Source organism: Spirulina sp. CCNP1310 (assembly GCF_034932185.1).
Classification (GTDB): Bacteria; Cyanobacteriota; Cyanobacteriia; order Cyanobacteriales; family Spirulinaceae; genus Spirulina.
Map to the genome: position 1 here is coordinate 43,789 of NZ_JAYGHW010000002.1, position 26,988 is coordinate 70,776.

Below are 26,988 nucleotides of genomic sequence, written 5' to 3' on the forward strand. Positions count from 1 at the left end.
GCATTTTCGATCTAAAGCCTTCTCCAAACAATCACTAAAGAGAAATCATGTTTCAATATTTTCCTGTCTTACAAGCTTATATGGGTGACTGGGTTTATTATGTTACCGTTATGAAGCTAGGGCAAATAGCTAGTCAGTGTCAATTAGTAGATGAAATTTGCTTTGATCAAGATTTGGATAGCATGATCCAAAAAGAAATTTCAGATCAAGTTCAACAAGAAATGGTTTCCTATCTCAAAAATAATCCACAAAGATTTTATGGTGCTTTGGTTGTGGCAGTACATGGAGGAGATCCGGAATTTTCACCTGTTCGCATCAATGAAGAATATGAGCTAATTGATGACTCAAGCGAAAAACATAGTTATGGATTTGGATTATTGCGTTTTGATGGTAGTGAAATATTTTATGTCCTTGATGGAAGGCATCGCTTAAGATCGATCCAAATGGCAGTTAAAGAAAAGCCAGAACTAAGAAATGAAGAAATTTCTGTAATTTTGTTAAAGCATGAATCTAGTCCTGCTGGTGTTCAAAGAACAACGCGACTATTTTCAACATTAACTCGTCATGCCAAATCAATCAGTAATGACTAGACCTAATTTGTGTCATGGCCGCCAATAACGAAGTAGGCACGATTTATCCCGTCGAAACCATTGCAGCGATCGCCCGCCACTACCAAATTCCTTACCTTTGTGATGCCACCCAAGCCACCGGCAAAATCCCCCTCAATATTCAAGATTGGGGCATCACCATGCTCGCCTTCTCCGCCCACAAAATCTATGGCCCCAAAGGCATCGGGGCATTAATCCTAGACAGAAGCCACCCCATCGATCCCCTGATCTATGGAGGCAATCAACAACAGGGACTCCGCCCCGGTACACTCAACGTTCCCGGTATTGTTGCCCTGGGAGCAGCTTGCCATTGGCGCAACAAAGAAATGGCAAAAGATGAAACTGTGATTCAATTGCAGCGCGATCGCCTCCAAACCCTGCTCCTAGACCTGATCCCCCGCCTGGTGATCAACGGCGACCCCCATCACCGCCTTGCGGGCAACCTCCATTTTTCCGTACCCGGCATTCCCAACAGCGCCATCACCGCCAGAGTAGGCGATCGCCTCGCCATCTCCACAGGTTCCGCCTGTACCTCCGGCGTAGAAATGCCCTCCCATGTTCTCCAAGCCATGCACCTCCCTCCCGAATACATCGAAGGCGCGATCCGCATCGGGATCGGCAAATTTACCACAGATGCCGAAATTGAGACCGCCGCTCATTTACTTCAGGAAGAAATTGCCCAAATTCGCGCTCTCCTTTAATCCCAAAACAGGGGCGTTGGCGTAAGCCTGCCGGAGGCACAAAGATTTTTCGCCCCTACGTGAGTCGTGGGCGGAGCGTGACGGTGGGGCGAGGGCGATCGCCACAGGAAGTCTGCACCAATTCTAACGGAGGCTTTAGGGTCGGTGACGTGGGAGGAGTTTTTGCAGGTGTAGGCAAAGTGATAAATTTTTAGTCAGTTTGAAACCGGGTTTTTGGGGGAATTTAGGGGGGAAATGGGGGATGGGGGCAACCCGGTTTGTGGAGTTGATTTAGTTGATAGACCAGTTTTCGATAGAGAGTTCTTGGATGATGCCAAAATCGGACTGATTACAAGTTAGGAGGGTGGCATTTTGAACCAGAGCAATGGCAGCTATTTTTAAGTCCATATTTCCTAAACGAGGGTAGGTTTTCCGAAGGTGTTGATGTTCAATAGCAGCCGGATAATCGAAGGGTAAAATGGGAATATGGCAATAGTCTTTTGCTGTTGTTTGTAGTCCTTTATAGGCGATGATCTGTTGTTCAATGGTTTTGGTTTGAGATAGAAAGCTGAGTCTGCCTCTAATTTGTTCTTCATATAGCAATCCTGCTTGACTCGTGAAAATGTATCAGTATAATTACGGAAGATGTTGAACAAGTGATACCGAGGTGTGATGGTCATACTAGCTCCCCAGACTAAACCAGTGGAAACCATTGAGATTCAAGAACTCAAAGCCTTTATTCGCACAGAGCGAGATGCTCGTCAAGTGAAGAAAGCGCTAGCGGTCAAGCTGATATCAAAACTATGGCTATGAAGCAATCACGGCGATGCTGGATGTGTCCCTGGGTGCATTGAGCAAATGGAAACAAGCTTATGAACGGAACGGTTTAGCAGGATTTCGCCATCAGCACAAAGGGCGTAAGAGTTATTTAACACCGCAAGAAAGAGAAGCGGTGTTGGAGTGGTTACAGAGCAAAGCGCTCTGGGAACTAAGTGAATTAGAGTATCATCTTGCGAAGACCTACGACGTAGCGTACGAGTCGAAGCAAAGTTACTATGACCTGCTGGAAGCAGCGGGTCTGAGTTGGAAAAAGACAAGCAAAGTGAACCCAAAAGCAGATGCGAAGGCGGTTGCGGAAAAAAAGTCGAACTCGAGCGGTTACTGGCAGACCACCGAGAGGAGATTGAAGCAGGAGAGTTGAGAGTACTATTTACCGATGAATGTCATCTAATGAGTGGGGACTTAGAAGGCTATGTGTGGGGTCGAAGGGGTGAGCGGGTGGAGATACCGATTGTGAACGAACGGGAAAGGCAAACCTATTACGGAGCATTAGATTTACAGAGCAAACAGGTACTGGTGCAAGCACAGGAAAAAGGAGATAGTGCGGGAACCATTGCCTATATGAAGTTTCTGCAAAAGCAATGGCCAGAAAAGCGATTACTAATTCTGTGGGATGGGGCGAGTTACCATCGCTCCAAAGAGGTACAAGCGTTTCTGGGCGAAGTCAATGCAGGCTTAGACGAGAACGAATGGAAGATCCATTGTGTCCGATTTGCGCCGAACGATCCGAGTCAAAATCCCATTGAAGATGTCTGGCTACAGGCTAAAAATTAGCTAAGGCGGATGTCTGGTTTATGCCCGTGCTTTGCGGCACTCAAAGCAATATTTGAGCAGTTTTTCAGGCTAGATGTGTTTAATTTCGAGAAAATGAATGAATACGGGGTGTTTTCATAAATCAAATAGGACTGCTATAATCGAGAGAGAACTCCTCAGTTTTGCGACTGAGATACCGAAAATCGTAATTAAGCCGCCAGTGTTTGACAACGCCCTCCAGGGTAAGCTACCTTGCGATCGCTGTAGATCTGCCCATCATGACACAAGCAACTCTTGTTCAACTCATTACTCAGCTTGAAACCCTTGAATTGGATGAGCTTCAAAAGCTAAGTCAAGCAATACCAGTTCGTCTTAACGCATTAGATGAACCCACTAGACTCACTCAGCTTTACAGTTCCTTAGTTGACTCAGGTCTAGTTTGCTATGTCAGGCAAGGCTCTCTGAAGCAACAACCTAGGTTATCTTTAGTTTCCGTACAAGGTAGTTCTCTATCTGAAACGATTCTTGAGGAGCGCCGCTAAATGGCTATCTATTATCTGGATAGCAGTGCGTTGGTAAAACGCTATGTGAGCGAAACTGGCTCTACTTGGGTTTGCCGTCTTTTTGATCCCAGCCTAGATCATCAGTTTTTTTATAGCTGCTATTGCAGGTGTAGAAATTATTTCTGCAATTACCCGTAGAGCAAAAGGTGGGAGTATTAGTATATCTGATTCTATAGCGATTTGTGATCAGCTTAAACAGGATTTTCAGACCGAATATCAGGTTATTGAAATTTCAGAGAAAATCATTAAAACAGCAATGAGCATGGCTAAGTTATATGCTTTGCGAGGCTATGATGCCGTTCAACTTGCTTCAGGGCGTGAATTGAATATTCTATGCTTAACAAACAATCTGCCTGTGGTCAATTTCGTTTCAGCCGACAACGATCTAAACCAATGTGCATTGAGCGAAGGATTAGTGATCGAGAATCCCAATAATTACCCCTAAGCTCTACATCAGCATAACTTGACTGTTAGATCGCCCCAAGGGTTTAGCCCCGGCGGAGGAATTTCGCTTGGAGGCGGGTTTGCAGCATTGTTAATTCTGGGAGTTTGAATTGCAGGGCTAACCCGGTGAAGATTCCCAAAGCAACCACAGAACCGAGGGTTAATTGCATTAAGACGACCCATAATTGATCGGGATCAAACCAGCGATCGCACAACCAATTCACCCCCCAACTTCCAGCAGTAGCCGCCACCGTACAGCCAATTAAGCCCAATAAAATCAAGCCCCATTCCCCCAAGGGTAAACCCCGGAGGCGGCGATGGAGGATGGCGATAAAAATCACCATTGAGGTGATATTCACCCCCACTGTGGCCATCACCAAACCGGGGGTTTGGAAAGGGCCGACAAGGAGATAATCTAAAACGCCATTGAGCAAAATATTAAACACACTGACCCGAAAGGGTGTTTCCCCATCCCCCAAAGCATAGAACACCCGCACCAATACATCCCGCCCCAAATAGAAAAACATCCCAAACCCGTAGGCCATCAACACCGGCACAACTAACCGGGATGCCTCCGCATCAAAGGCAAACCGTTCATAGATAATCCGCACAATCGGCCCCCCTTGGGCGATGAAGATCGCCGTTAGGGGCAACATGGTGAGGGCGGTTAGTAGCAACCCTTGACGGATGCGAACTTTGAGATCATCCCACTGCTCCGGAGCCGTGAGGCGGGAAAACACCGGCAACATCGGCACGAGGATCATGTTGGAGAGAATGCCCACAGGGGTGAGAACAATGAAATTGGCGTAACGCATCGCCGCCGCTGCCCCAGCAATGGCCGAAGCGAAATAGAGGTCGGTGTAAACATTAATGTGGAGCATCCCCGATGAAAGGGTAGCCGGGGCCATCACTTTGAGGACATCGGCTACACCGGGAATGCGCCAATCAAACCGGAGGCGCAGCGTTCCCAATTGCGATCGCCACTGGGCCACCAACTGCGCCAACCATTGCAGCACTCCCCCGGAAAGTGTTCCCCCCGCCAACACCAACCCCCCCAACCGCGCATATTCCGGCGCATTCACCGCATCCCCCAACCACCAGAGCAAAAACCCCACCCCCCCGATGAGGGTAATACTGGAAAACAGGGGGCTAACGCTGGGCAACCAATATTGATCGGCGGCGTTGAGTGTGCCAAAACCAATGCCGATTAATCCGGCAAGAATGGCTAAGGGAGCCATGATCCGCAGTTGCAGCACCGCCATGGCGCGGGTCGTATCATCTAAACCGGGGGCGAGGAGGTCGATACAGGGGCCGGCGGCCAGGATGAGGGCAACAGTGACGAGCAGGAGAATCCCCGTTACGAAGGTGGTCACGGTTTCGACAATGGGAGCGGCTTCCGATTTGTCCCGTTTTGCCAAGGCGCTCACTAAGGCACTGTGGAAGGGGCCATTAATTCCCCCCAAGAGGATCAGCAGAAAGCCGGGGATCACGTAGGCGTAGGCGTAGGCATTGACCACCGGCCCCACCCCAAAGGCGGCGGCGATCGCCTGCTCCCGCACCAAGCCAAACACTTTACTAATCAGCGTGGCCATGGCCACAATACCGGCAATGCCTGCGAGGGAACGTTTAGGAGCCATGAAGGATGCTCAAATTCAAGGGTGATGGATGTCAGTTTGCATCGTCAGTCGTGACCACAATCCAGCCACGCCCCCCAATGCTGCTGTCCTGAATCAATGTACTGCAATTTGCAGCCCATCCTAACCCTTGGCGAGGAGTGATAACAGCAAACATTCCCACAGTAAGCGGGGTTGGCCGTAACCCAAGAGAGCGCGGCGGGCCTGTTCAAAGGCTTGCAAACGCTCAGAGTCGCGCCGCCGTTGCCAATCCTCCTGTTGCCAATAATTCAAGAGCCACAGTTGCGCCTCCGGTTCGAGGTCGGTGGCGATCGCCTTGGCTTGGAGCAGGGCTTGTTTAGGCGTTTGGGGGGGGTCTTGGCTAAGGGCCAAAAGCGGGGCGGGGATGGTTTGCCGCTGCGCCCAAGTTTCCAGGGCCGCCCCTGGACTGCCTTGGGCGAGATTGAGCAGCGTCGGTTCTTGGGTGATTTCCGGTTGGAGAGGCGTTAAGACCGTGATTAAATCCCCCTGGGAGAGGCGATAAAAGGGGATGCGCTGACAGCGGGAGACGAGGGTAGGGAGGAGATGCTCCGGGCTGGGGGCAATCAGGATCAGCGTTGCCCGTCCCGGTTCCTCCAAAGTTTTCAACAGCGCATTAGCCGCCCCTTCGGCCATCGTTTCCGCCCCTTCTAGAACAATCACCGATCGCACCGCCTCCAGGGGGGGACGGGCTAAAAATTCCGTGATTTCGCGAATTTGCTCAATGCGAATTTGCGGCGGTGTTTTCCGTTTTAAACCGGCGGCTTCTGCTTCTTGAGCGGTGAAGCGTTTGTTTTGCTGTTGGTAGGTGGGTTCCACCCAGAAAAAATCAGGGTGGTTGCGGGCGGTGACTTTGTGAATAATTTGGGGATGGTGTTGGGGGGGTTGGTGTTGGCAGAGGAGTTGAGCGCTGAAAATGCGGGCCGCGATGCCCCGGCCCACCCCAGGGGGGCCGGCAAAAAGGTAGGCGGGAGCGAGGCGATCGCGCCTTAAGGCCGCCTCTAAGAGGGCGATCGCCGCCCCCTGACCCCTCAACCCCTCAAACCCAGCCATTACCAACGAGCGCGGTAGGGCCGAATATCCAAATGGAGCAGATTGGGATAATGGGTATAGGTTCCCATCCCCCCCGGCCAATCCTGAAGCCGCGCCGCCATCTGCCGCCCCGTCATCCCAGAACGCAACAGATCCACTGCTTCCCCGGTGAGGTGGCGGGAGTTCCGCGCCCCCCCAGCCCGACTATTCCAGGGTTCAGGGCGATACCAACTGGTAACAGTCATCGGGAAACCCCCCAAGCGGGCCCGCACCTCCTGAAGCCGTTGGGCAAGGGCGATAATATTATCCACATGGGATTTAAAGCGGGGAATGCGTTGGCCATTGTGGAGGGCTTCCCGCCAGGTGAAATTACCATTGGGAATAATCGGGTTGCTGAGGAAAAACGTGCTCGTATAGCCAGGGAGGTTAAAAGCATCGGCACGGGTCTCAACTTGGGGCGCTTCTTCCACAGCGGTTTCGACAATTAACGGTTCCCCCCCTTCCCAAATTTCCACATGATCACTAAAGGCGTACCAGGTGTTAAAGCCTTTAAACGTCACATTGTTAAAGGCAGCGCGGACATGGTTGCCTTCTTCTGACCAACTGTGGAGGGGAATTTCTTCCCCCTGCTTAATTTCGTGTTTGAGGTTGGGGTCGGTGATTTGGTTACTATCGAGGGTGCTTTGCTTGAGAACGGTATCCCGGATAATTTTTAAGGAAAGGGCGGGGATGGGTTGACCCATGAGTAGGCCCCAGGTTTGGGGGCCAACAATGCCATCAACGCTGACATTTTGCTGCCGTTGGAAGTTGCGAACGACTTCATTGAGGCGATCGTCATAAACCCCCGTCACCGTCACCCCAAGGCGATATTCCAAATACCGCACCGCTGATCCTTCGGCATGGTTGGGGCGCAGTACGGGTTGGGAGATGATTTCATCCAGGGCTTTCCAGGTCAGGGAAACGGGTTGCCCAGTGGCGTTAATTCCCATCAGTTGGTGAAAGCGCTGGGTGGCGGATTGGGTCGCCGCGCCAGTGATGCCGTCTTCGGTTAAGGGGCGATTATTGCTGTCGGGGATTTGCAGTTTATTGAGGGACTGTTGCAGTTTGAGGACTTGATTATCCCGGCCCCCTGTTGCTGTGCCTGTACCTGTGGTTGTGCCTGTGGTCGGGGCTGGTGTGGTGGGGGGGAGGCGACCGGCAAGGCCGCGGACAATGGCATTCACCATATCCTCGGTGTTGTAGAGCTTCATGTCTCGCTCAGAGTCAATGAAGCAGCATTCCACCAAAATGGCGGGCATATTCGTGCTGCGTAACACAAAGAGGTGAGAGCCGTTTTTAATCTGCCGGTTGGCGAAGCCGAGGGCGATGATGTTGTTGAGGATGGGTTGGGCGATGCGGCGGCCGGCATCGCTGATGGCGAAAATTTCTGTGCCGTGGGCGTTGCCGTTGAAGGCGTTGAAGTGAAGAGAGATGAGCACATCAACGTTGTTGGCATTGGCGGTGTTGACGCGCTTGCGGAGGGAGTCCATGACGCTGGTGGCACTGGTGGGCGTACAGTTCACGGCTTCATGACCGAGGGCCCGCAATTTGTTGATCACCTGGGTTCCGACTTCGCGAGTCAGACGGTCTTCGCTGCCATAGCGGGAGGATGCGCCAACGTCAGGGGGGGCGTTATGTCCCATATCAATGCCATATTTCATCGGAAAACTCCTTTAAAAATCCGCTAGAAGGGTTGAGGGGCGATCGCCTCTAACCCAGGGCAATTCCACCCCTCACCATACTAGAGGGAGCAACGCCATGATCGATCAAAATCCGCCCATGGGGCGAGGGAAATATAGCGATCGCTACCAACTCAAGGCTTCCACAATCAAGTCCCCCAATTTTACCGGATCAAAGGGTTTGGTTAGCACCGCTTTCACCCCCAATTCAGCGTAGCGGCGCTGCTCGGCGGCCTGAACTTTCGCTGTTAAAAAAATGACGGGAATAGCTTGAGTGCGGGGATCTTCCTGCAATAAAGCCCAGGTAGCTGGGCCATCGAGATCCGGCATCATCACATCCAGCAAAATGGCATCGGGGCATTGCTCCCGCGCTAACGCCAAGCCTGCCACCCCCGATGCTGCCGTTAGCACTTGCCAATCGTGATTAATTTCTAAACTTAACTGGGCAACAGCGCGGATGTCGGCTTCATCATCAATAATTAAAATCGTTCGATTTCCCATGGCATTTGCTCACAACAGCCCCAAGCATAGAATTGTACCAAGTCTGGCCAAATTCCTTGCAGGTCTGAGGGTAGACCGATGGGATTAGTCTAACCATTGGGACAACAGGGCCACCAGTTGATCACAGTCAAAGGGTTTAGCAATAATCCCATCAATCCCACAGTCTAGCAAGTGCTGGCGATCGCTCGGTCGCACCCGATCCACCATCACCACCCAATGAATATTCTGGCTAGCCACCAGTTGCTGAAAAGGCCGCAGGTAATGGGAGCGGGGAACCGCCCCTAAGGGGAGGTTCAACAGCAATACCCGAGGGCTAAGGCTAAAGGCGAGTTTGGCCCCCGCAGCGTAGGAATGAGTCGCCGTAACAGACCAAGGGGTCGTCACCTCCAAACTGGTTTGCACAATCTGCCGAATATCCGGCTCTGGATCGACAATCAGAATATCGCAACGGTCGGGATGGTGTGGGCGCGTCGTGGGGGCTAACAGAGCAGGGGTTGGGTTAAGGCGGGAGGATGAGTCAATTGGTGCAATGGCTAAACACATGAATCAGATGGCACTCCCCTAGGATAGATCGCAATGATAATTCGATACTCCGGTGCTGGCCCTACAATAAAGCCACAGTTGTGAAAAAGTTGTGAAAAAGGCGTGAAATGATGGCTGCCCCCCCCGAGGATCATCGGATTTTGAGCCAAAAGGTGGCCACGGGACTGTTAATGTGGTTGTTTTTTGGCATTTCCCTGACCTATTTGGGGTATCCGCTCCTGCTCAATTTAATTGTGGGAGCCGTATCCGGTGGAGCCAGTATTTGGATTATCAGTTGGTGGCACAATGGGGATCTCACCAGTCCAGAACTGCTCGATGAGGGCGATCGCCGCGTGATCCGCCCGATTAGCGATGGGCAGCCCTCCCGCCGTCGTGCTCACGCCCCGGATATTGAAACAGCCCAGCAGTTACGGATGATTGCGGAGGAGAAACGGCGACAAAATGCCCAGCGGCCAAGGCATAGTCTCTTCGCGATGCCCTCTCTATTTCGGCGATCGCGCTCCCCCCGCCGTTAGGGGCCGTCCCTAAACTTCCTACAATGGAGGAAGGTCGGGCCCATGTCCCCGATCTCACTGATCACAAACACGCTTTTGCAAGCCATGAAAAGACTTAAACCCCTGTTGAAAACCCTCTTGATGTTGGGTCTGGTGTTCCTCCTCAGTTTTGGCCCGGGGAATGATGCCCTCGCGGCCCGCAGTGGTGGCCGCATGGGGGGAGGCTCCTTCCGTGCTCCGAGCCGCTCCCTCCCCAGTCGCTCCGCTCCCGCTACTCGTCCCGGTGGCTACGGCTATGGCGGTGGAGGCTTTGGTTTTCCGTTTTTAATTCCTTTCTTTGGCTTTGGCGGCGGCTTTGGCGGCCTGTTTACCCTCTTAATTGGCTTTACGATCCTCAATTTTGTGATCAATGCCTTCCGTAAAAATGGTTTTGGGGAGAGTGAGGATCAAACCACTGATCCGACGGTGACGGTGGCTCAGGTTCAAGTGGGTTTGCTGGCTCAAGCCCAGGAACTCAAGGCAGATCTGGCGGAATTGGCCCGCACCGCTGACACCGGAACCAGTAGTGGCCGCGCTCAACTCCTCCAAGCCACCGGCCTAGCGTTGCTCCGCCATCCTGATTACTGGGTTTATGGCGCAACCCGGAGCCAAACCACCCCCTTGAGTGCCGCAGAATCGCAATTCAACCAATTGGCCCTAACCGAGCGGAGTAAGTTCACCGCTGAGACCCTTTCCAATGTTGATCGCCAACTCCAACAGTTGGAACTGAAAGCCCAGGCCAAGAACGATTCCTTAGCCCAACAAGTCCGAGCCGAAGTAGGGGAATATCTCGTCGTGACACTGATTGTCGGCATTGAAGGGAAACTGGAACTGCCGAAGGTGCAGGATGCTCCGAGCTTAAAAGCGGCGGTTCAGCAGATTAGTGGCATCGGGGGCGATCGCCTCCTGGCGGTAGAAATCCTCTGGACACCCCAAGCCGCCGAGGACACCCTCACCACCGAGGATATTCTCGCCCATTACCCCGACCTGAGCTTGGTTTAAAGGGCTAAGGGTTCTCGGGCCGGTTCTGGCCCGACAATCGTAATGTAAGGAGTTTGAAAATACCGTTGGGCAGCGGCTTGAATCTGATCCGGCGTGATCTGATTCACCGCTGCTTGAAATTTCTGATCAAACTCAATGCCCAGATCGATGATTGTATACCAACCAAAGAGTTGGGCCAGATCGGCGTTGGTTTGCTTGCCCAAAGCATACTGCCCCAGCAGTTTGTTTTTCGAGGCTTGCAATTCCGTTTCCGTAAGGGAAACCTGACAGAGCCGCTCAATCTCCGCCACCAAGCCCTCAAAACCCACCTGGGCATTTTCTGGGGCTGTGCCAATGTAGGCCACAAATTGCGATGCACTAAAGCGGGTGGGGTAAAAGGCGGAAACATCGTAGGCCAGACCCCGCTTTTCCCGCAACTCGACAAAGAGACGACTGGAGAGGCCACTGCCCAGGTAGGTATTGATCACCTTCAGGGCAATATAGTCCGGCAAATTGTGGACAGCGGGGGCGGGATAACCCACCATGACGATCGCCTGTTGTGTGGCTTGGTCAATGGTGTGGGTACTGGGGGGAGGCAACGGCGGCAGTGGGGGGGCAATGGGCAAGGGGGCATCGGGAATGGCCCAATCTCCAAAGACGGCGGTAATTTGGGCGATCGCCGTCTCGGACTCAATCCGCCCCGAAAGGCTAATCACCAAATTATCCGGGCGAAAATAGGTACGGTGATAGCGATGTAAATCCGCCGCCGTCAAACGGCTGAGGGTTTCTGGGGTTCCCAATATCGAAAACCCGTAGGGATGATCGCCATACATGGCCTGACGCAGTTGTTGAAAAGCAACACTAAAGGGGCGTTCACTTTGGGCGCGGATATTTTGGAGCGTCAATTGCTGCTCCAATTGCACTTCTGCGGCGGGAAAACTGGGCGATCGCAGAATCTCCCCCGCAAGACGCAAAATTTCGGGAAAATCCCCTGTGACGGTTTTCAAGCCCAGGGTAAAATAATCCGCCGTGGCATCAGTGCCTAAATTTGCCCCCACGGATTCGACGCGATCGGCAATAACTGCGGAGCTAAGGCTTTGGGTGCCTTTAGTCATCACCATCGCCAACAGATGGGAAATCCCCACTTGGTGCGGGGCTTCCCAGCGGCCGCCCGCCCGGAAAAAACAGCGAGCGGCGATTAAATCGGCGGCTTGATTATCAACGGTGATCACGGTGATCCCGTTCTCTAAACGGGTCAGACTGATGGGTTGGGCAGACATGGTGTGGCGAGCAAAAAAGGTTAAAGGGAGCGCATCACCGTAACGGCATAGCAGTCCGGAGTGAGATAGTCTTGGGCGATCTGTTGGAGAATTTCTGGGGTCATCTGTTGGATCCGGGTGGGGTATGTCACCGCCAGTTCCGCTTGAGCAATGGTGTTGTAATAGCCGTAGAGGCCCGCCAATTGGGCCGGCGTTTCCGTAGAAAAAGCATAGTCATTGCACAGCAGCCGTTGCACACGATTTAACTCCGTTGATGTAATCGGCTCCCTTTGTAGCTGGGTCAGGTGGTTTTGCAGCGCGGCCTCCACCACTGGTAAGGCATCAGCTTCTAACCAAGCATTGATCGTCAGTAAACTGGCGGTTTTTTGGAGGGAAAATTCACAACCAATATCCCAAACCTGTTGCTGCTCTTCCCGCAAATCCCGCACCAGCCGCGAAGACCGCCCCCCCGCCAGAATCACCGATAACATATCTAAACCAATGCCCACATCCATTAAATCGACACCAGGGCCCGTCCAAGCCAGCATCAGCCGCGCCTGTTCAAGGCGGGGCAACCGCAGTTCCGTGCGGGTAATTTCCCTCAGTTGGGGTTTGGGGTCGGCCATGACAGGGGGACATTCGGAGCGGACGGCAAAATGACAAAAGGCCTCACTCACCAACGCCATCACCCCCTCCCGCTCCATACCTCCCACGACGACGACGGTCATGTTTTCCGGTTGATAATGGGTGCGATGGAAACAGCGCATCTGATTGGGCGATCGCTGCCGCACCTGCTCCGCCGTCCCTAAAATCGAGCGCCCATAGGGAGATTGACCATAAATCGTCTCACAGAGGGCCTGAAACCCCAGCCAATCGGGATCATCATAGCAACCGTGGATCTCTTCAATCACCACATCCATCTCCCGGCCAAATTCTTCATCGGGAATGGCCGCATGGAGCAAGATATCTGCAAAGTAGGGGAGGGTTTGGGGGAGATATTCCGCTGCGGTGGTGATGAAAAAGTGGGCATAGTCGTGGCTGGTGGCCGCATTCGTCCCCCCGCCACTGGTTTCAATAATCCAATCAAATTCTCCGGGGCGGACTTCCTCACTGCCCTTAAAAATCATGTGCTCTAAAAAATGAGCCATGCCGTGCCAATCCTGGGGTTCGGCATTGGCTCCCGCCTTCACCCACACATCCACCGCGACGACAGGGGTTGCAGGTAAGTATTGATGAATCAGCGTTAAACCATTACTGAGACGAATGGCTTCCGCAGGAAAAAGGGGCGCTTTGCACAGGTTGGAGAGTTGTTGCAATGGATTTATGGATCGATAAAGTGAGGGGAGCTTATCTTAATCAGTGTAGCGGCGGGAATGATCCCCGTTTGATCGATCTGATACAAAATGCCCGAATTCGTGAGGAATATCACCCAGGCTTCATTGCCGGGATCACTGATGGAGCGTAATTTTCATCAATCTTGGTCTGTAACCGTCGTCAATGGGGGAACCTACCAAACTCACAGCGATCGCCTCAGACAAATCACCCCGATTCTGTCATAAACACAGGAGGATAGAGTTAAGCAATCCATGGAGGTCTGCAAGCCATGACCCCGATCGAACTCGTTCCCGGTGCAATTTATGAAATTCTCGCCTCTGTCGCCGAAACAGGGGTCTTAACCCTTGGCGATCGCTATGGTCTGATGGCAGCGGTTTTAGATGAAACGTTAGCCCCCGAAGAGCGCCGCACCGTTGATCGGATTTTGCGGGCTGTGCTCCGGGGCCGGATCCGCATCACTCAGTCTTTTGGCTGAAGGATGCCCCGCTTTCGACGGATTTATCAAAAATCGATCTCAAATCCCTTGACAAATCTCAATTAAACGTTACTCTATTACTTGAGTGTGAGGAGTAAAGTTGAATAAGCACTTGGGGTCGAAACAAGGCAAGACTCCCAAGTGCTTTATCTTTTCTAGGTTTTTTGACCACAACACCAACCCCCTTCCCATTGGAGGGGGGTTGGTTTTTGCCGCAGATCAATCGTCAAATTAATCGTCGTACATCCGGGCTTCAATGGCTTCGGGGTATTCCTCGCAGTACTCCTCAAAGTGAGTTTTCACCAGTTTTTTCGCCCGCTGGTGGGCTGACTCGGCTTGGAGTTCCTCCACAATGTCCCAAGCCGCAGCACATTCCGGGGAGGAAACGCCTTTTTCGGCACAAAGAGCACGGGCTTTATCCCGGGCCGCCACAATTTCCGCCTCTAAGGATAGGGCTTTCGGTTTTTCGACAAAATCGCCCTTTTGGAGAATATCCGTGATTGAGACAATTCCCACAAGCTTGTCTTGAATCACTGGCGCACGGCGAATCCCGGTATTGGCGAAGAGGCGAGCCACATATTCCACCGCTAGATCCGGGTTAATCACAATGCAGGGCTTGGTCATAATTTCAAACACCCGCACCTGTTTTGGGTCAGTACCATAGGCGGTTACTTTGTAAACCACATCGGTTTCCGTCACCATCCCATAGGCATCTTCCTCAGTGCGGCGATCGACAATTAAGGCCCGCAGACCCTTTTTTTTCATGAGCTTTACCGCCTCGGCAACGGTGGCAGAGCCACGGATTGTGACAACATCGGTGGTCATGATTTCAGAGGCTTTCATCAGTTTTTTCCTCGACACTTTACCTATCATTGTTTGCTGGCAACGTCAGCCAAAGCAAGCAGAATAGACAATTTGCAATATTTTTAGGGGGCGATCGCCCCTTCCACAGATCAGCCCAAGCCACAGACCGCGATATACTGGGTAGTCAGAAAATCAAACCGCAGGGCCACCCCCTGTCTAACCGCCACTCACGCCCTGAAATCATGAATTCTGGAATTGATCTGCAAGGCAGTTTTATCCAAACCCTAACCGAATTTGGACTTCCCCACGATCTCGCCCGTGCCTTTTGGATTCCCCTCCCGATGATCCTGGTGGTGATCGGTGCAGTGGTGGGAGTCCTCGTCACGGTTTGGCTTGAGCGGAAAGTTTCCGCTGCCGCCCAACAGCGCATCGGCCCGGAATTTGCCGGCCCCCTGGGCGTACTGCAACCCGTCGCTGACGGACTCAAACTCGTCTTTAAAGAGGATGTTGTCCCCAACAAAGCCGACCCCTGGCTCTTTACCCTTGGCCCGGTGTTGGTGGTGATTCCCGTCATCCTCTCCTACCTGATTGTCCCCTTCGGTCAAAATCTGCTGATCACCGACCTCAACGTGGGCATTTTCCTCTGGATTTCCCTCTCCAGCATTGCCCCCATCGGCCTGCTGATGTCCGGCTATTCCTCCAATAATAAATACTCCCTCCTGGGGGGACTCCGGGCAGCGGCGCAATCGATTAGCTATGAAATTCCCTTAGCCCTCGCCGTCCTCGCCGTCGTGATGATGTCCAACAGCCTCAGCACCATCGATATTGTCGAACAACAATCCGGCTATGGCATCCTCGGCTGGAATATTTGGCGGCAGCCGGTGGGCTTCCTGATTTTTTGGATTGCCGCCTTGGCGGAATGCGAACGGCTCCCCTTTGACCTCCCGGAAGCCGAGGAAGAAATCGTCGCCGGTTATCAAACGGAATATGCCGGGATGCGTTTCGCCCTCTTTTATGTCGGCTCCTATATCAACCTCGTGCTATCAGCGTTGATTGTCGCCATCCTTTACCTAGGCGGTTGGGAATTTCCCATTCCCCTTGACCAATTGGCGGGCTGGATCGGGGTTAGTGAAACTACCCCTTGGCTCCAGGTGATCACCGCTTCCTTGGGCATCATCATGACGATTCTCAAGGCTTACCTCCTGGTGTTTCTCGCAGTTTTACTGCGCTGGACACTGCCCCGGGTGCGCATTGACCAACTCCTTGATCTGGGTTGGAAATTTTTGCTGCCGGTGGCCTTGGTGAATTTGCTGTTAACCGCAGCCCTGAAACTCGTTTTCCCCTTTGCCTTTGGGGGCTAACTCTCATTGTTGTTGTTGATTTACCCGAAAACCCATGTTTAACTTTCTCAAACAAGTCGGGGACTATGCTAAAGATGCTGCCCAAGCAGCGAAGTATATTGGTCAAGGCCTATCCGTCACCTTTGACCATATGCAGCGGCGGCCGGTCACGGTGCAGTACCCTTACGAAAAATTAATTCCCTCCGAACGGTATCGCGGCCGGATTCACTACGAATTTGATAAGTGCATTTCCTGTGAAGTCTGTGTGCGGGTCTGCCCGATTAACCTGCCCATTGTGGATTGGGAATTTGATAAAACGACGAAAAAGAAGAAACTCAACCATTACAGTATTGATTTTGGGGTTTGTATCTTCTGTGGCAACTGTGTGGAATATTGCCCCACCAATTGCCTGTCGATGACGGAGGAGTATGAGTTAGCGGCTTACGATCGCCACGAACTCAACTACGACAGTGTGGCCCTGGGTCGTCTTCCCTACAAAGTCACCCAAGACCCGATGGTCACGCCATTGCGGGAATTTGCCTATTTGCCTAAGGGTGAAATGGATCCCCACGACCTTCCCCCCGATGCCCAACGGGCTGGCAAACGTCCGGAGGAACTGGTGGCAGAACTCAAACGCACAACAGTTCCGGCTCAACCAGAAAGCTAGGGGAGCCAAGGGGCGATCAGCCCTAGCGCAGTGATCGCCCCCTCCAGTCCAACCCTCACCCTGGCCTTCACAACCGCTTTTTAAGTCCCAAACTCGGAGAACCCTATTCGTGAATCTCGCCGCAGACCTTCAACTGATTTCCTTTGTTGTCCTTGGGGTTGCCATGATTGCCGCTGCCCTAGGGGTTGTCATTCTAGATCAGATTGTTTATTCCGCGTTCCTCCTAGGGGGCGTTTTTTTAAGTATTTCTGGCCTCTATATTTTGCTCAATGCTGATTTTGTGGCCGCTGCCCAAATTTTGATCTATGTGGGGGCGGTGAACGTCTTAATTTTGTTCGCCATTATGTTGGTGAATAAGCGGGAGGATTTTACGCCTTTGGCGAATCGTTGGCTCCGTCAAGGGGCAACAGGGGTGGTTTGTGTGGGGCTATTCATTCTCCTATCAACAATGGTGCTGGCTACGCCTTGGGCGCTGGATAGCACCATTGGGATTGAAAATACGGTGGTGCAAATTGGCCGCCATTTCTTCAGTGATTATCTCTTGCCCTTTGAGTTAGCCTCGGTGCTGCTGTTGATGGCGATGGTGGGGGCGATTATCCTGGCGCGTCGGGATTTTGTGCCTGAAGGCATAGATCCCCTCACCCGTCAAGAAGCCCTAACCTTGCCGGAACGCCCCCGCGAATTGGCGGGAACTCCGAGCGAGCCGCGATAGCGTACCTATCAACCCTAACCTTCTTATTTTTACGACTCACGATCCCCCCGGCTACGCCGACCCCCTTGATCAGGGGGTTAATCCAGAAACCCCGCTTATCAAGGGGGCAGGGGGGATCCCCCGTCAACCCTTACCCTTCCCCAATCATGGAACTTCAACTGCAATTTTTCTTGCTTTTAGCTGCTGCCCTCTTTTGCATTGGTATCTATGGTCTAATCACCAGCCGCAACGCCGTGCGCGTCTTAATGTCCGTGGAATTGCTGCTCAATGCCGTTAACCTGAATTTGATGGGGTTTTCCAACTTCCTCGACCCGGATCAGATTAAAGGCCAGGTGTTTGCGGTGTTTGTGATTACCGTGGCGGCGGCGGAAGCGGCTGTCGGGTTGGCGATTATTTTGGCCATCTATCGCAATCGCGACACTGTGGATATGGAGCAATTTAATCTCCTGAAGTGGTAGGCAAGCCTTTGGTTGCCCTGATGGGCAATCGGAGCGGGGGGATGATTGGCTCTCTCCATGGCTTGGTAGCGGAGGGGCGATCGCCCCTTGCCCCATGACAAGTCAAGAATTACCCTCATCCCCTTGCGTTCAAAGCTCACAGGCCGTACATTGCTAAGGAATTGCGGTTTTATGGGCTATCCACAACTATGGCATTTTCGCGGCGAGCAAGCGGTATCTTACTGCATCCCACTTCCCTCCCTGGTCGGTTTGGTATTGGGGATCTGGGCCAAGAGGCCTACCGCTTTGTTGATTTTTTGGTTGAAAGTGGCCAACAGGTTTGGCAGGTTTTGCCCTTGGGGCCAACCGGCTATGGCAACTCTCCCTACCTTTGCTATTCTGCCCTGGCCGGCAATCCTCTACTGATCAATTTAGAATGGCTGGTGGCCGAAAAGTTACTCGCGGCATCGGATTTTGATCACCTCCCGATGTTTAACGCGATTAAGGCGGATTATGAAGGGGCGATCGCCATTAAAATCCCCCTCCTCCACAAAGCCAGTCAAAATTTTGTCACCAAAGCCACCCCAGAGCGCAAAAAAGAATTTCTGGCCTTTTGTGAAGCTCAAGCCTATTGGCTCGATGACTATGCCCTGTTTATGGCCATCAAAGGCCAGCAAAACGGGGCCAGTTGGCATCAGTGGGATGAACCCTTAGCTCAACGGGATCCCCAAACCCTCGCCCAAGTCACCGCCCAACTCAAAAACGAAATTTTCTACCACAAATATATTCAGTCGGAATTTTTCCGCCAATGGTCAACCCTAAAACAATACGCCAATGATCATGGTGTAGAAATCTTTGGGGATATTCCTATTTATGTGGCCCATGACAGCGTGGATGTGTGGGCCAATCCGGAAATTTTCTGCCTTGACCCCGAAACAAGTGAACCGGCTCAGATGGCCGGTGTGCCGCCGGATTACTTCAGCGAAACTGGTCAACTGTGGGGCAATCCCGTCTACAACTGGGAAGCTTTACAGGAGACCCATTTTGCTTGGTGGGTACAGCGCATTGAAGGAATGCTCAACTATGTCGATTGGATGCGCATTGACCATTTCCGGGGTTTTGAATCCTTTTGGTCAGTGCCGGGGGGGGAAACTGTGGCGATTAAGGGTGAATGGGTGAATGCACCGGGAGCCGAGTTTTTTGAAATTCTCAAGGATAAGTTGGGGGACTTGCCCATTATTGCTGAGGATTTGGGGGTGATTACACCGGAGGTGGAGGCGTTGCGGGATCAGTTTGGGTTTGCGGGGATGAAGGTGTTGCATTTTGCCTTTGATTCTGGCCCGGGTAATCCTTTTTTACCCTTTAACCATTCCCTCAATTGTGTGGTTTATAGCGGCACTCATGATAATGACACGACGGTGGGTTGGTTTAATGCCAGGGATGAGGAGGCCAAACAGCGGGTCTATGACTACTTCGGGGGGGTTCCACCGGAGCCGATTGAATGGGCGATGATTCGCATGGCGATGAGTTCGGTGGGCCAACTGTCGATCTATCCTTTACAGGATGTTTTGGGGTTGGGTACGGCATCCCGGATGAATATGCCCGGTGCGGCGGAAGGCAATTGGGATTGGCGGTATCAAGAATCGATGTTGCGGCCAGAGTTGGGCGATCGCCTCCGCCGTTTAACAGAACTCTACGGCCGATTGCCTCAGGGTTAGGATCCCCCCTGCCCCCCTTGAAAAGGGGGGTTTTGATGATTTATGCCATTTTGCGTCGCTGCTTAAAACGAGAACGTGGCCCGCAACGCCCCAATCAGCACCGTATCGTTGTTGGCGTTATGCCCCGGATTAAACACCGCCACCAAACTGGGTGTAAGTGTGATGTAGTTACTCAACCGCCAGCGATAAAACGCCTCTAGGTGATATGCCCTATCATCCCGACCGCCATTAAACGCGGTGCTGCCCGTTTTAAAGAAGCTCGGAATATTCCCCAGCACTTGACCATTGGCGCTTAAATTACTTTCTGTGATGCGGGGTGGCATACCAAAGAAGATGCCGCCAAAATTCCCCTCGGCAAACAGATCCGGGAACTGCAACGATAGCATCCAATTGTTGGTCTGTACTGAACCGTCGAAATTGAGTTGATGGGAGGTCGTCCAGCCTACCCAGCCGCCAAGGGTGACAGCATCGGTAATGGCCCAGTTGGCCGTGATGCCAAAGGCATTGGTTTCGAGATCCACACCATTGAGCGACGACACTTGCTCATCACCCAAAAAGGTATTCAAGAAGCCCTGATTTGCACCGGATCGACCATTGAGGAAATAGAGGGCAATATCTGTATTGCGGGTGGGTGTGACGAGAGCTTGAAGCCCTAGGGTATAGGCTTTACCGATGAAGCCTTCGGTGGGAACATTCGCAAACGCTGCCGAATAGACCCCCTGCACACTCAGAATCGGTGTGGCTTGCCAGTCAAAACCAGCCCCGGCACTGGTTCCGCCCAGTTGAATGATCGGGTTGCGCTGGGCAAAGCGAGATATGGGGCCAAATCCGGCACTTTCGACGCGGGACGGGCCACGGAAGACGTTGACGGGGTTCACGCCTGCGGGGCCGATGATCACGGCTAGGCGATCGGTGACGCGCTGGCGATAGCTGACATCGCTGAAGATGAGGCTGTTGGCGGTGTCGGATTCGTAGCCTAAGCGGGTGAAGTTGTTGTTCACCAGGCCATAGTTGGCGGGGTTGCTCACGCTGGTGTTGATGTTGCCGGCTTGCATCCCGGTGAGCAGGTAACTACCGGGGCCAAATTGGGTGAGGAAGGTGAATTGGGCGTTGTAGCCAAAGCTGACTTCATCGTTGGGGTCGGCGGTGTCGGTTTGACCATCACTTCCTATTGCCCCGGTGGTGTTGTTGCTGAAGTCGATGGAGTTGCTGAAGCGGCTTTGCAAACCGAATACCACTTGACCATAGAGTTTGGTGGTGGTGGAGAATTGGTTATCTTCGAGGAATTGCGCCCGGCTATCGAGGTTATCGACCCGGCTGCCGAGGTTTGCAAGTTCGGTTTCAAATTCTTGGGAGAGGCGACGCAGGATCTCGAAGTCTGCTTGGGTCGCAAAGTTGGCGGTGGTTTCTGCGAGGAGACGCTCCATGGTTTGCAGGCAAGCGTTCAGCCCAGCGGCGAATTCGTAGCGGCTGAGGGCTGTGTTCCCCTGGAATGTGCCGTTGGGGTAGCCTTTGAGGCAGTCGTAGCGGCTGATCAGATCGCTGAGGGCGGCGTAGGCCCAGTCGCTGGGTTGCACGTCGGAGAGTTGGTTTACTCCGGTGATTTGGCCCATCGGTGCGGTGGAACTGAGGGAGCCAAATGTCGGTTGCGGGGTGGGGGTGATCGGTTGCGGGGTGGGGGTGAACTGGCTCAGGTCACGGTTGAGGATGGTGCTGCCGTTGCCGAGATCTGCGGCGGTGGTGCTGGCTGCGGGTAGTTCGGGCAGGGCTTGGGCGGCGGTGGTGCTGGCAATGAAGGCGGTTGAACTGAGGCTAAGAACGCTAAAGATCGGCAACAAGCGCGAGTTACGTATCAAAGTTAAGGTGGTTGAATGGGATATCATTGCGCTCGTTGGATTGGTTGTGGATGATCCAGACCACTCCAGAAGCTTCAGGACGATATCACGGTTTCATAAGTTTTGGCTATCTATTCAATGTTTCCGTATTCTGATGGTGATTGAATCCACGGCCGAAATGTTGTGTGATTTAACCCTGTGCATCGGAAAATAACACTGTATATACTGGGTAGAACATATATTTTCTGCTCAACAATGCAAACTAAATCTAAAATCGCTCTGGCTGGGGCGATCGCCCTCGGTCTAGTCTCCCTAGGTGGGGTCTCGGATGGTGCTTATGCACAACAAGTCAATGCTCTGTCCTTCAGCTCCTTCAATCCGGCCACCCGCGAGTTGGTTCTCACGAATAATCGGGGGATTATGACTCTCTCTCCTTCTACTACGATGATGTCCAGTGGTGGTGGTAGCATTGCTCTTACAGACTCTCGTACCATCCACACTGACACCGAGAATTCAAACCCCACCGGCCGACTATGCTATGACTCCTGCCTTAACAGGCGTTACTTCTTTTCGAGCCCATTCTCCATCTCCGGGTCTGATGCCTCTGGCTCGCTGGTATCCACCAGTCCATTAAACTTCGAGTTATATGTACTGACCAATGGACAGAATGGTGGGTCTCTTTCTATTTCTTCTGGCGGCGGGGTTTTGTTCGACGCTTCTAACTCTCGTCCTTTCCCCGTTGGGTTCTCCCCCTTTATCCCTCCGACTCCCACCCCGACGCTTACTCCCACCCCGACGCTTACTCCCACCCCGACGCTTACTCCCAGTTCAATCAATGTACCGGAGTTGAACGCCGCTCGCCTCACCCTGCCCGAACCCACCACCCAACCCGACCACCCCGCCGCCCAAAATAACCCCGCCGCCAATACTGCACCGGGCGGCCAGAACCTCCGTCCCAACGGCATTCACACCCGCATCATTCCGGAATGGAGTCCGGGATTGTATCAGTGATTAATTGATCATGTTTTGAGTTTGGATTAGGACATTCACATAATGTGGGGGGCAAGTCGATTGGGTGGCTTGCTCTTTTTTATGCGGCTCAGCTTTCCTGAATCGGATCACCTTGCGGCGGATGAATACCCACCTGTCGCCACAATGCTCTGGCACTTTGGATTGATTCTTCGGGCGGATAGCGAGTATCGTTCAGATCCAGCCGACTGACCGTTGCTCGTCCTGATGCGCTGGTTCCTACAATCTCAACAGCGTCGCTTGTCCAAGCAAAGTGGTCTGCCCAATGTTGCGTTCTTGGGTTAAATAACGGTTCCACTGCTTTGGTCACTGGATCAACACCACCCACAAAGTTATACCGACGCTCATTACAGCGGCGACAAGCCAGAGCTAAATTCTCCAGTTCATCTAAACCGCCTAAAGAGCGAGGCAAAACATGGTCAAATGTGAAACGATTAGCACTGATGCGTTCTGGAGAATGACAATATTCACATAGCCCTCTAGCCCGCTCACGCACCAACTGCCGGAGCACCGTATCGGTGGTCATGTCTGTGCCACCAACATAGCGTTGATGTGGGTGAAAATTCGATCCATCTCACCGATTGATTCCAACTCAAGATGCTCTTCCGGAGTCAGCACATCTGCTTTTTTTCGCTCTAATAGCTCCTCCATCCGTGTCTGTAACAGGTCATCAAACTTAAACAGCATCCACTGATCAACTGCGGTCAGCCGAATTTGGCTAATGAGTTTAGAGGGTTTAGCAAGCGTGGGCAGCATAGAACCGAAGAAAAATACGTTTTTTCTCATTGTAGAGAATGCAGCGGGATTTGCGATCGTGGTTCCTGCCAACTTTAACGATAGTTGACACCCGCATCATTCCGGAATGGAGTCCCGGTTTGTACCATTGACACTCCCCGGCCTAAAGGCACGGGGATTCTTGGCTCACCGAGTCCACTTACCTAGGATTCCTTGCGAAGTCCTACATAGAGGTGGTTCTCTCCCCAAGCGTTACTTTCGGTGTGCCCCACCGTAGTTGGATTGCTCCAAAGTTTGTTTGGATTGGCAGCAATATTTGCCAAAAACTGATTCGTCTAGTCCCTGTGAATCTTTTACCTACTTGCAGGGAGGTCTAGAACAATGAAGTAGAACCCCATAGATTCAATTGCCAAGGTTCAGTAGCTACGGGTTAGGTAGCATCGGGTTTTTAAAGCGGTTGCTTACCCTATCCGCTACGCTAATCATACACCATCAAAAGCCGTCCTGGATGGTGACTGAGCTTGTCGAAGTCAGGACGTTGCTCTAGACCCATGAATTTTGGTAAAAAAAAGGGTGAGCAATGCTCACCCTTTGTGCGTTATGGGATTGAGGAAGTCCAAACCCATTAAGATCGATAAAATTTAGCGATTAACCCTTAAACCGTGGCGGCGGCAGGCACTTCTACAGAACCACTGCTTTGGCCGTTGTTGTGACCATTTTCCGGGCGGGGACAAATCACCCCAAAACCACCATGGTTGCGACTATAAATCACGTTGATTTCCCCGGTTTGCTCATTGCAGAACACAAAGAAATCATGATCCACCAATTGCAATTGGTGCAGAGCATCTTCAATGCTCATGGCCGGCATGGCAAAGTATTTCATCCGCACCACTTCAGCGGGCAACTCCGGAGCGCGATCGCCAATTAAATCATTGGTGAGCACTTGATCATCGAGGGGAATGGGGGTCTTCGGTTGAGCTTGGGCTTTCGCGAGGTGTTTTTCTTTATACTTCCGGAGTTGGCGGGTAATTTTATCCGCCACTAAATCAATACTGGCATAGAGATCCCCACTGCTCTCTTGGGCACGGATCACCGTCCCATTAGCATGAACCGTCACCTCTGCGGCGTGACTGTTATTAATGCGGGGATTACGCGCCACGGAGAGATGAACATCAATCGTGGTGGTAATGCCTTGAAAATGTTTAACAGCTTTCTCCAGCTTTTGGTGTACATAATCACGAATCGAATCCGTAACGGTAATATTATTGCCCTGGATTAAAAGCTTCATATTGAACGACTCCATTGTGTAGGATAAAACTGCCTGAGTCTGGGGCTGGGATGGATCTGCTCCAAGCGTCGAGGCAATGCGAGTATTGGTTTTCCTTCCAAACGCAAGCGGTTTTTCTGCTCAGAACGGTGGGTTGAGGCTGGTACCTGTTGCGATCGCCGGGTCTATCGGAGCCATGAGGGAAGGGTCATGGTTGGGATTGATCAATCACCTTCAAAATTCCGGTTGATCACTGACCCGTAGAAAGAATCTCCTTGGCTGAACTGCTTTCTATATTCTCACCCTAGCACTTTGTATTCTAGAGAACGCAACCTCTTGATTTCTCTTTACCATCTGTTGCATCCTGTGATAGTTCTTGACAAGTTGCGACCATTGCCTATTCCCCGCCATTGCCTCCTCTACAATTTAGGTTGCGTTCCCTACGAGACAGCCTGGGCTTGGCAGCGATCGCTCCTTGCAGCCCGGTTAGCCCACCCTGATCTTGAAGATTTATTAATTTTATTAGAGCATCCGCCGGTTTATACCCTCGGCACAGGGAGCAGTTTAGCCCATCTTAAATTTCAGCGGGAAGAGAGCAATTACTCACTGTTTCGCACGGAACGGGGGGGAGAAGTCACCTACCATTGTCCGGGGCAATTGGTGGGGTATCCGATCCTCAACCTTCAATCTTACCGGCCCGATCTCCATTGGTATCTGCGCCAATTGGAAGCGGTGCTGATTGAGACCTTGGCCCACTATGGTTTAAGGGGAGAAAGAATTCCGGGGTTAACGGGGGTTTGGGTGGAGGGGGTGAAGGTGGCGGCCATTGGCATTAAGGTCAAACGGTGGATCACGATCCATGGGTTTGCTCTCAATGTTTGCCCCGATTTAGCTGGGTTTCGGGAAATTGTCCCCTGTGGCATTGGCGATCGCCCCGTCGGTTCCTTAGCCCAGTTCATCCCAGAAATTACCGTGGCAGCGGTGCGGGTTCAAGTGGCCCAAGCTTTTGGCCAAGTGTTTGGTTGTCAGATCCAGCCCCAAGGCGGAACAATCCCCATCCCTTAGCTAGATCGCAGCCCTTGGGCAAGCTGGTAAATTTTGCCCCACTCCGCCATGACTTGGGACTTTTTCAATTCGAGCGTCTTGGCGATCGCCTCAATCGGTTCCGCCATTTTCAACTTACCGATGATCTGCTGTTGTGTCGGTGTTAATGCCTCCCAAAAGGTTTGCCACTGGCTAGCGGTCAACCCTAAATTATGCTCATGGAGGGAGGTTTGCAGCCAATTGGCCACCAGATCCGGTCGGCCCTTGAGGGCAAAGATCTTCACCGCATGGTATGTCACCTTTTCCCGCAGACGGTAAATTTGCTTCACCGGCAGATCAAGAATTTGGGCGATCGCCTCCTGGGTATGGCCCTGGAGGTAAAGGCGCAACCAATCCACCGCGAGGGGTTCCACCTCCGTTGTTAAATAGGTCTCAAATTCCGCTAACACCGTTTCCCGGAGCGTCTGCTCCTCTGCCCCCACCTCCGCCGCCTGATGGGTACTGACGGCCTCCATATCAAACAAGCTTAAGGAAGAATCCCCATCATCAAGGGTAATTTCTTCCGAGATCATCTTAATCCGTTCCGTTTGGGGGACTTGGGTCATCCCCCCCCGCTGCGATCGCCGCAAATAATTAACAAACCGATACACCAATAAAGGTTGATTGCGAATCGGCCGCAGGCAATATTCCTCAATGCTGGCCAGCAGCAGCGCATTGCGTAATGTCTGCTCCTCCGTACATTGGGCCACCCAATCAATCACCGTTTGGATATAGCGATCGCTCTGGAGCATCTCCTGGATCACCTCTTGGAGCACATCCGCCACCGCCCGATTGCGATCGCGACTCATCGCCACCCAAGTACGAATTTTATGGCGCACCACCATCAACGACCCCAACCGCTGAATCAAATTCTGGTAAGCCCGTCCCGGACTCTGCTCCAAATAGCGTTGGCTGAGAATCCGGTAGCGATACTCCATGGACTGCTCCGTAATCCGTTGGAACTTTTCATCCAGTTGATGCAACGCCTCAACCTTCGGCCCCAACAGCCATTGGCTTAAACTCTCCCGTTGAGCCAAACGCAAATGCGGATAATCTACCGCTAGACGTTCTCCCCAAGCCTGCTGTAATTGCTTTGCCCATGGGCAGATCGAAAGATTTTGCTCACTCCCCAAATCATCCATTGTTGTACTCATCACTTGGCCACCTTAATGAAGATGTTAGAACAGCATCACAGATTCGGCCAGGCTCAAGGGGGCTGTAACGCTCATCCCCACCTTGAAACCCACCCCTCCCATGGAATCCATCATCCCATCTGGCTCATTGTTTCATGTCGCTCTGGAGATTTCAGTGATCTGAACGAAACTGTCACCCCACCACCGATCCAAGGGCGGCTAATGCTATCCCTAGGGAATCCTGATCTCTTGAGGCCAGGGGAGGAGGTCAACCCCCCAAAGCACAGCCCTAGGTGGAAATTTCAAGAAAA

29 protein-coding genes and 1 pseudogene are annotated in these 26,988 nt (G+C 52.3%); 16 read left to right on the forward strand and 14 right to left on the reverse strand.

The annotated features are described in order from the left end of the window. The first annotated feature begins 47 nt into the window (after positions 1-47). Both VB712_RS00820 and VB712_RS00825 read left to right on the forward strand, forming a co-directional pair. The gene (locus tag VB712_RS00820; RefSeq protein WP_323251141.1) at positions 48-590 is read left to right on the forward strand and encodes a DNA sulfur modification protein DndB; all 543 of its coding nucleotides are present in this window, start codon (positions 48-50) and stop codon (positions 588-590) included. Next, positions 587-1,309, forward strand: a pseudogene (locus VB712_RS00825) (cysteine desulfurase family protein); the annotation flags it as partial. The gene VB712_RS00820 and the pseudogene VB712_RS00825, both read left to right, overlap by 4 nt. 270 nt (positions 1,310-1,579) lie before the next feature. Here the strand turns inward: VB712_RS00825 and VB712_RS00830 are convergent. After that, on the reverse strand, positions 1,580-1,891 hold the full coding sequence (locus VB712_RS00830; protein ID WP_323251143.1) for a type II toxin-antitoxin system VapC family toxin: 312 nt from the start codon (positions 1,889-1,891) through the stop codon (positions 1,580-1,582). 223 nt (positions 1,892-2,114) lie between these two features. Here VB712_RS00830 and VB712_RS00835 point away from each other — a divergent pair, with 223 nt between their 5' ends. From VB712_RS00835 to VB712_RS00850, 4 genes are all read left to right on the forward strand, one after another. Further along, positions 2,115-2,489 carry a helix-turn-helix domain-containing protein gene (locus VB712_RS00835; protein WP_323251144.1) on the forward strand — a complete coding sequence of 125 codons (375 nt, stop codon included), beginning with the start codon at positions 2,115-2,117 and terminating at the stop codon, positions 2,487-2,489. Continuing rightward, positions 2,486-2,902, forward strand: coding sequence for a transposase (locus VB712_RS00840; RefSeq protein ID WP_323251146.1), 417 nt, complete (start codon positions 2,486-2,488; stop codon positions 2,900-2,902). The genes VB712_RS00835 and VB712_RS00840 overlap by 4 nt, the downstream gene beginning before the upstream one ends. Positions 2,903-3,159: 257 nt before the next feature. Then, complete coding sequence (locus VB712_RS00845) at positions 3,160-3,423, forward strand: hypothetical protein (RefSeq protein ID WP_323251148.1); 264 nt, start codon at positions 3,160-3,162, stop codon at positions 3,421-3,423. Between the two features lie 283 nt (positions 3,424-3,706). After that, a complete protein-coding gene (locus VB712_RS00850; RefSeq protein ID WP_323251150.1) occupies positions 3,707-3,889 on the forward strand; it encodes a hypothetical protein in 183 nt (60 codons plus the stop codon). Between the two features lie 43 nt (positions 3,890-3,932). Here VB712_RS00850 and murJ read toward each other — a convergent pair whose 3' ends face one another. The 5 genes from murJ to VB712_RS00875 all read right to left on the reverse strand — a co-directional run bounded on the left by murJ (position 3,933) and on the right by VB712_RS00875 (position 9,334). Continuing rightward, on the reverse strand, positions 3,933-5,525 hold the full coding sequence (murJ, locus tag VB712_RS00855) for a murein biosynthesis integral membrane protein MurJ (protein WP_323251152.1): 1,593 nt from the start codon (positions 5,523-5,525) through the stop codon (positions 3,933-3,935). A gap of 120 nt (positions 5,526-5,645) precedes the next feature. Next, the gene (gene holB / locus VB712_RS00860) at positions 5,646-6,593 is read right to left on the reverse strand and encodes a DNA polymerase III subunit delta' (RefSeq protein ID WP_323251154.1); all 948 of its coding nucleotides are present in this window, start codon (positions 6,591-6,593) and stop codon (positions 5,646-5,648) included. Then, a complete protein-coding gene (locus VB712_RS00865; protein ID WP_323251157.1) occupies positions 6,593-8,272 on the reverse strand; it encodes an N-acetylmuramoyl-L-alanine amidase in 1,680 nt (559 codons plus the stop codon). The genes holB and VB712_RS00865 overlap by 1 nt, the downstream gene beginning before the upstream one ends. Before the next feature lie 144 nt (positions 8,273-8,416). Beyond that, a complete protein-coding gene (locus tag VB712_RS00870) occupies positions 8,417-8,791 on the reverse strand; it encodes a response regulator (RefSeq protein ID WP_323251159.1) in 375 nt (124 codons plus the stop codon). Between the two features lie 84 nt (positions 8,792-8,875). Further along, a complete protein-coding gene (locus VB712_RS00875; RefSeq protein ID WP_323251161.1) occupies positions 8,876-9,334 on the reverse strand; it encodes a response regulator in 459 nt (152 codons plus the stop codon). Between the two features lie 110 nt (positions 9,335-9,444). Between VB712_RS00875 and VB712_RS00880 the strand changes: the two genes are divergently transcribed. Both VB712_RS00880 and VB712_RS00885 read left to right on the forward strand, forming a co-directional pair. Beyond that, positions 9,445-9,849, forward strand: coding sequence for a hypothetical protein (locus VB712_RS00880; RefSeq protein ID WP_323251163.1), 405 nt, complete (start codon positions 9,445-9,447; stop codon positions 9,847-9,849). Positions 9,850-9,933: 84 nt separating this feature from the next. Next, complete coding sequence (locus tag VB712_RS00885) at positions 9,934-10,869, forward strand: DUF1517 domain-containing protein (protein WP_323251165.1); 936 nt, start codon at positions 9,934-9,936, stop codon at positions 10,867-10,869. Here VB712_RS00885 and VB712_RS00890 read toward each other — a convergent pair. Together VB712_RS00890 and VB712_RS00895 are read right to left on the reverse strand one after the other, a co-directional pair. Continuing rightward, complete coding sequence (locus VB712_RS00890) at positions 10,866-12,128, reverse strand: pitrilysin family protein (RefSeq protein ID WP_323251167.1); 1,263 nt, start codon at positions 12,126-12,128, stop codon at positions 10,866-10,868. The genes VB712_RS00885 and VB712_RS00890 overlap by 4 nt on opposite strands. A 20-nt stretch (positions 12,129-12,148) precedes the next feature. Next, positions 12,149-13,423, reverse strand: coding sequence for a pitrilysin family protein (locus VB712_RS00895; RefSeq protein WP_323251169.1), 1,275 nt, complete (start codon positions 13,421-13,423; stop codon positions 12,149-12,151). Positions 13,424-13,710: 287 nt separating this feature from the next. Between VB712_RS00895 and VB712_RS00900 the strand changes: the two genes are divergently transcribed. Then, a complete protein-coding gene (locus VB712_RS00900; protein ID WP_323251171.1) occupies positions 13,711-13,917 on the forward strand; it encodes a hypothetical protein in 207 nt (68 codons plus the stop codon). Between the two features lie 231 nt (positions 13,918-14,148). On the opposite strand, the gene VB712_RS00905 is transcribed toward VB712_RS00900, so the two are convergent. Next, positions 14,149-14,760 carry a CP12 domain-containing protein gene (locus VB712_RS00905; protein ID WP_323251173.1) on the reverse strand — a complete coding sequence of 204 codons (612 nt, stop codon included), beginning with the start codon at positions 14,758-14,760 and terminating at the stop codon, positions 14,149-14,151. Positions 14,761-14,963: 203 nt separating this feature from the next. Here VB712_RS00905 and nuoH point away from each other — a divergent pair, with 203 nt between their 5' ends. The 5 genes from nuoH to malQ all read left to right on the forward strand — a co-directional run bounded on the left by nuoH (position 14,964) and on the right by malQ (position 19,595). Continuing rightward, complete coding sequence (gene nuoH, locus VB712_RS00910) at positions 14,964-16,082, forward strand: NADH-quinone oxidoreductase subunit NuoH (RefSeq protein WP_323251176.1); 1,119 nt, start codon at positions 14,964-14,966, stop codon at positions 16,080-16,082. Between the two features lie 34 nt (positions 16,083-16,116). Further along, entirely contained in the window at positions 16,117-16,728 is a 612-nt protein-coding gene (gene ndhI / locus VB712_RS00915) for an NAD(P)H-quinone oxidoreductase subunit I (RefSeq protein WP_323251177.1), read from the forward strand. Positions 16,729-16,837: 109 nt separating this feature from the next. Further along, entirely contained in the window at positions 16,838-17,440 is a 603-nt protein-coding gene (locus VB712_RS00920; RefSeq protein ID WP_323251179.1) for an NADH-quinone oxidoreductase subunit J, read from the forward strand. Positions 17,441-17,586: 146 nt separating this feature from the next. Further along, positions 17,587-17,898 (forward strand): NADH-quinone oxidoreductase subunit NuoK, encoded by a 312-nt coding sequence (nuoK, locus tag VB712_RS00925; protein ID WP_323251181.1) that lies wholly within the window; start codon positions 17,587-17,589, stop codon positions 17,896-17,898. 188 nt (positions 17,899-18,086) lie between these two features. Continuing rightward, entirely contained in the window at positions 18,087-19,595 is a 1,509-nt protein-coding gene (gene malQ / locus VB712_RS00930) for a 4-alpha-glucanotransferase (protein ID WP_323251183.1), read from the forward strand. A 62-nt stretch (positions 19,596-19,657) separates the two neighbouring features. Here malQ and VB712_RS00935 read toward each other — a convergent pair whose 3' ends face one another. Beyond that, complete coding sequence (locus tag VB712_RS00935) at positions 19,658-21,451, reverse strand: iron uptake porin (RefSeq protein WP_323251185.1); 1,794 nt, start codon at positions 21,449-21,451, stop codon at positions 19,658-19,660. A gap of 684 nt (positions 21,452-22,135) precedes the next feature. On the opposite strand from VB712_RS00935, the gene VB712_RS00940 reads away from it, so the two are divergent. Further along, positions 22,136-22,441: a hypothetical protein gene (locus VB712_RS00940; protein WP_323251187.1), complete on the forward strand. Its 306-nt coding sequence runs from the start codon at positions 22,136-22,138 to the stop codon at positions 22,439-22,441. 88 nt (positions 22,442-22,529) lie between these two features. Here the strand turns inward: VB712_RS00940 and VB712_RS00945 are convergent, their stop codons facing one another. The 3 genes from VB712_RS00945 to hpf all read right to left on the reverse strand — a co-directional run bounded on the left by VB712_RS00945 (position 22,530) and on the right by hpf (position 24,482). Beyond that, the gene (locus tag VB712_RS00945) at positions 22,530-22,985 is read right to left on the reverse strand and encodes an HNH endonuclease signature motif containing protein (protein ID WP_323251189.1); all 456 of its coding nucleotides are present in this window, start codon (positions 22,983-22,985) and stop codon (positions 22,530-22,532) included. Beyond that, the gene (locus tag VB712_RS00950) at positions 22,982-23,215 is read right to left on the reverse strand and encodes a hypothetical protein (RefSeq protein WP_416236214.1); all 234 of its coding nucleotides are present in this window, start codon (positions 23,213-23,215) and stop codon (positions 22,982-22,984) included. Before VB712_RS00950 ends, VB712_RS00945 begins: the two co-directional genes overlap by 4 nt. Positions 23,216-23,849: 634 nt before the next feature. Further along, positions 23,850-24,482 carry a ribosome hibernation-promoting factor, HPF/YfiA family gene (gene hpf / locus VB712_RS00955; protein ID WP_323251193.1) on the reverse strand — a complete coding sequence of 211 codons (633 nt, stop codon included), beginning with the start codon at positions 24,480-24,482 and terminating at the stop codon, positions 23,850-23,852. Between the two features lie 345 nt (positions 24,483-24,827). Between hpf and lipB the strand changes: the two genes are divergently transcribed. Next, entirely contained in the window at positions 24,828-25,526 is a 699-nt protein-coding gene (gene lipB / locus VB712_RS00960; protein ID WP_323251195.1) for a lipoyl(octanoyl) transferase LipB, read from the forward strand. Here lipB and VB712_RS00965 read toward each other — a convergent pair. Further along, a complete protein-coding gene (locus VB712_RS00965; RefSeq protein ID WP_323251197.1) occupies positions 25,523-26,698 on the reverse strand; it encodes a HetZ-related protein 2 in 1,176 nt (391 codons plus the stop codon). The genes lipB and VB712_RS00965 overlap by 4 nt on opposite strands. Positions 26,699-26,988: the final 290 nt, after the last annotated feature.

Bases quoted from the DNA above. Each gene is read 5' to 3' on its own strand.
- VB712_RS00820 (WP_323251141.1), top strand. From the start codon at position 48: ATGTTTCAATATTTTCCTGTCTTACAAGCTTATATGGGTGACTGGGTT.
- VB712_RS00835 (WP_323251144.1), top strand. From the start codon at position 2,115: ATGCTGGATGTGTCCCTGGGTGCATTGAGCAAATGGAAACAAGCTTAT.
- VB712_RS00845 (WP_323251148.1), top strand. From the start codon at position 3,160: ATGACACAAGCAACTCTTGTTCAACTCATTACTCAGCTTGAAACCCTT.
- VB712_RS00850 (WP_323251150.1), top strand. From the start codon at position 3,707: ATGGCTAAGTTATATGCTTTGCGAGGCTATGATGCCGTTCAACTTGCT.
- murJ (WP_323251152.1), bottom strand. From the start codon at position 5,525: ATGGCTCCTAAACGTTCCCTCGCAGGCATTGCCGGTATTGTGGCCATG.
- holB (WP_323251154.1), bottom strand. From the start codon at position 6,593: ATGGCTGGGTTTGAGGGGTTGAGGGGTCAGGGGGCGGCGATCGCCCTC.
- VB712_RS00865 (WP_323251157.1), bottom strand. From the start codon at position 8,272: ATGAAATATGGCATTGATATGGGACATAACGCCCCCCCTGACGTTGGC.
- VB712_RS00870 (WP_323251159.1), bottom strand. From the start codon at position 8,791: ATGGGAAATCGAACGATTTTAATTATTGATGATGAAGCCGACATCCGC.
- VB712_RS00875 (WP_323251161.1), bottom strand. From the start codon at position 9,334: ATGTGTTTAGCCATTGCACCAATTGACTCATCCTCCCGCCTTAACCCA.
- VB712_RS00880 (WP_323251163.1), top strand. From the start codon at position 9,445: ATGGCTGCCCCCCCCGAGGATCATCGGATTTTGAGCCAAAAGGTGGCC.
- VB712_RS00885 (WP_323251165.1), top strand. From the start codon at position 9,934: ATGAAAAGACTTAAACCCCTGTTGAAAACCCTCTTGATGTTGGGTCTG.
- VB712_RS00890 (WP_323251167.1), bottom strand. From the start codon at position 12,128: ATGTCTGCCCAACCCATCAGTCTGACCCGTTTAGAGAACGGGATCACC.
- VB712_RS00900 (WP_323251171.1), top strand. From the start codon at position 13,711: ATGACCCCGATCGAACTCGTTCCCGGTGCAATTTATGAAATTCTCGCC.
- VB712_RS00905 (WP_323251173.1), bottom strand. From the start codon at position 14,760: ATGAAAGCCTCTGAAATCATGACCACCGATGTTGTCACAATCCGTGGC.
- nuoH (WP_323251176.1), top strand. From the start codon at position 14,964: ATGAATTCTGGAATTGATCTGCAAGGCAGTTTTATCCAAACCCTAACC.
- ndhI (WP_323251177.1), top strand. From the start codon at position 16,117: ATGTTTAACTTTCTCAAACAAGTCGGGGACTATGCTAAAGATGCTGCC.
- nuoK (WP_323251181.1), top strand. From the start codon at position 17,587: ATGGAACTTCAACTGCAATTTTTCTTGCTTTTAGCTGCTGCCCTCTTT.
- malQ (WP_323251183.1), top strand. From the start codon at position 18,087: ATGGCATTTTCGCGGCGAGCAAGCGGTATCTTACTGCATCCCACTTCC.
- VB712_RS00945 (WP_323251189.1), bottom strand. From the start codon at position 22,985: ATGACCACCGATACGGTGCTCCGGCAGTTGGTGCGTGAGCGGGCTAGA.
- VB712_RS00950 (WP_416236214.1), bottom strand. From the start codon at position 23,215: ATGCTGCCCACGCTTGCTAAACCCTCTAAACTCATTAGCCAAATTCGG.
- hpf (WP_323251193.1), bottom strand. From the start codon at position 24,482: ATGAAGCTTTTAATCCAGGGCAATAATATTACCGTTACGGATTCGATT.
- VB712_RS00965 (WP_323251197.1), bottom strand. From the start codon at position 26,698: ATGAGTACAACAATGGATGATTTGGGGAGTGAGCAAAATCTTTCGATC.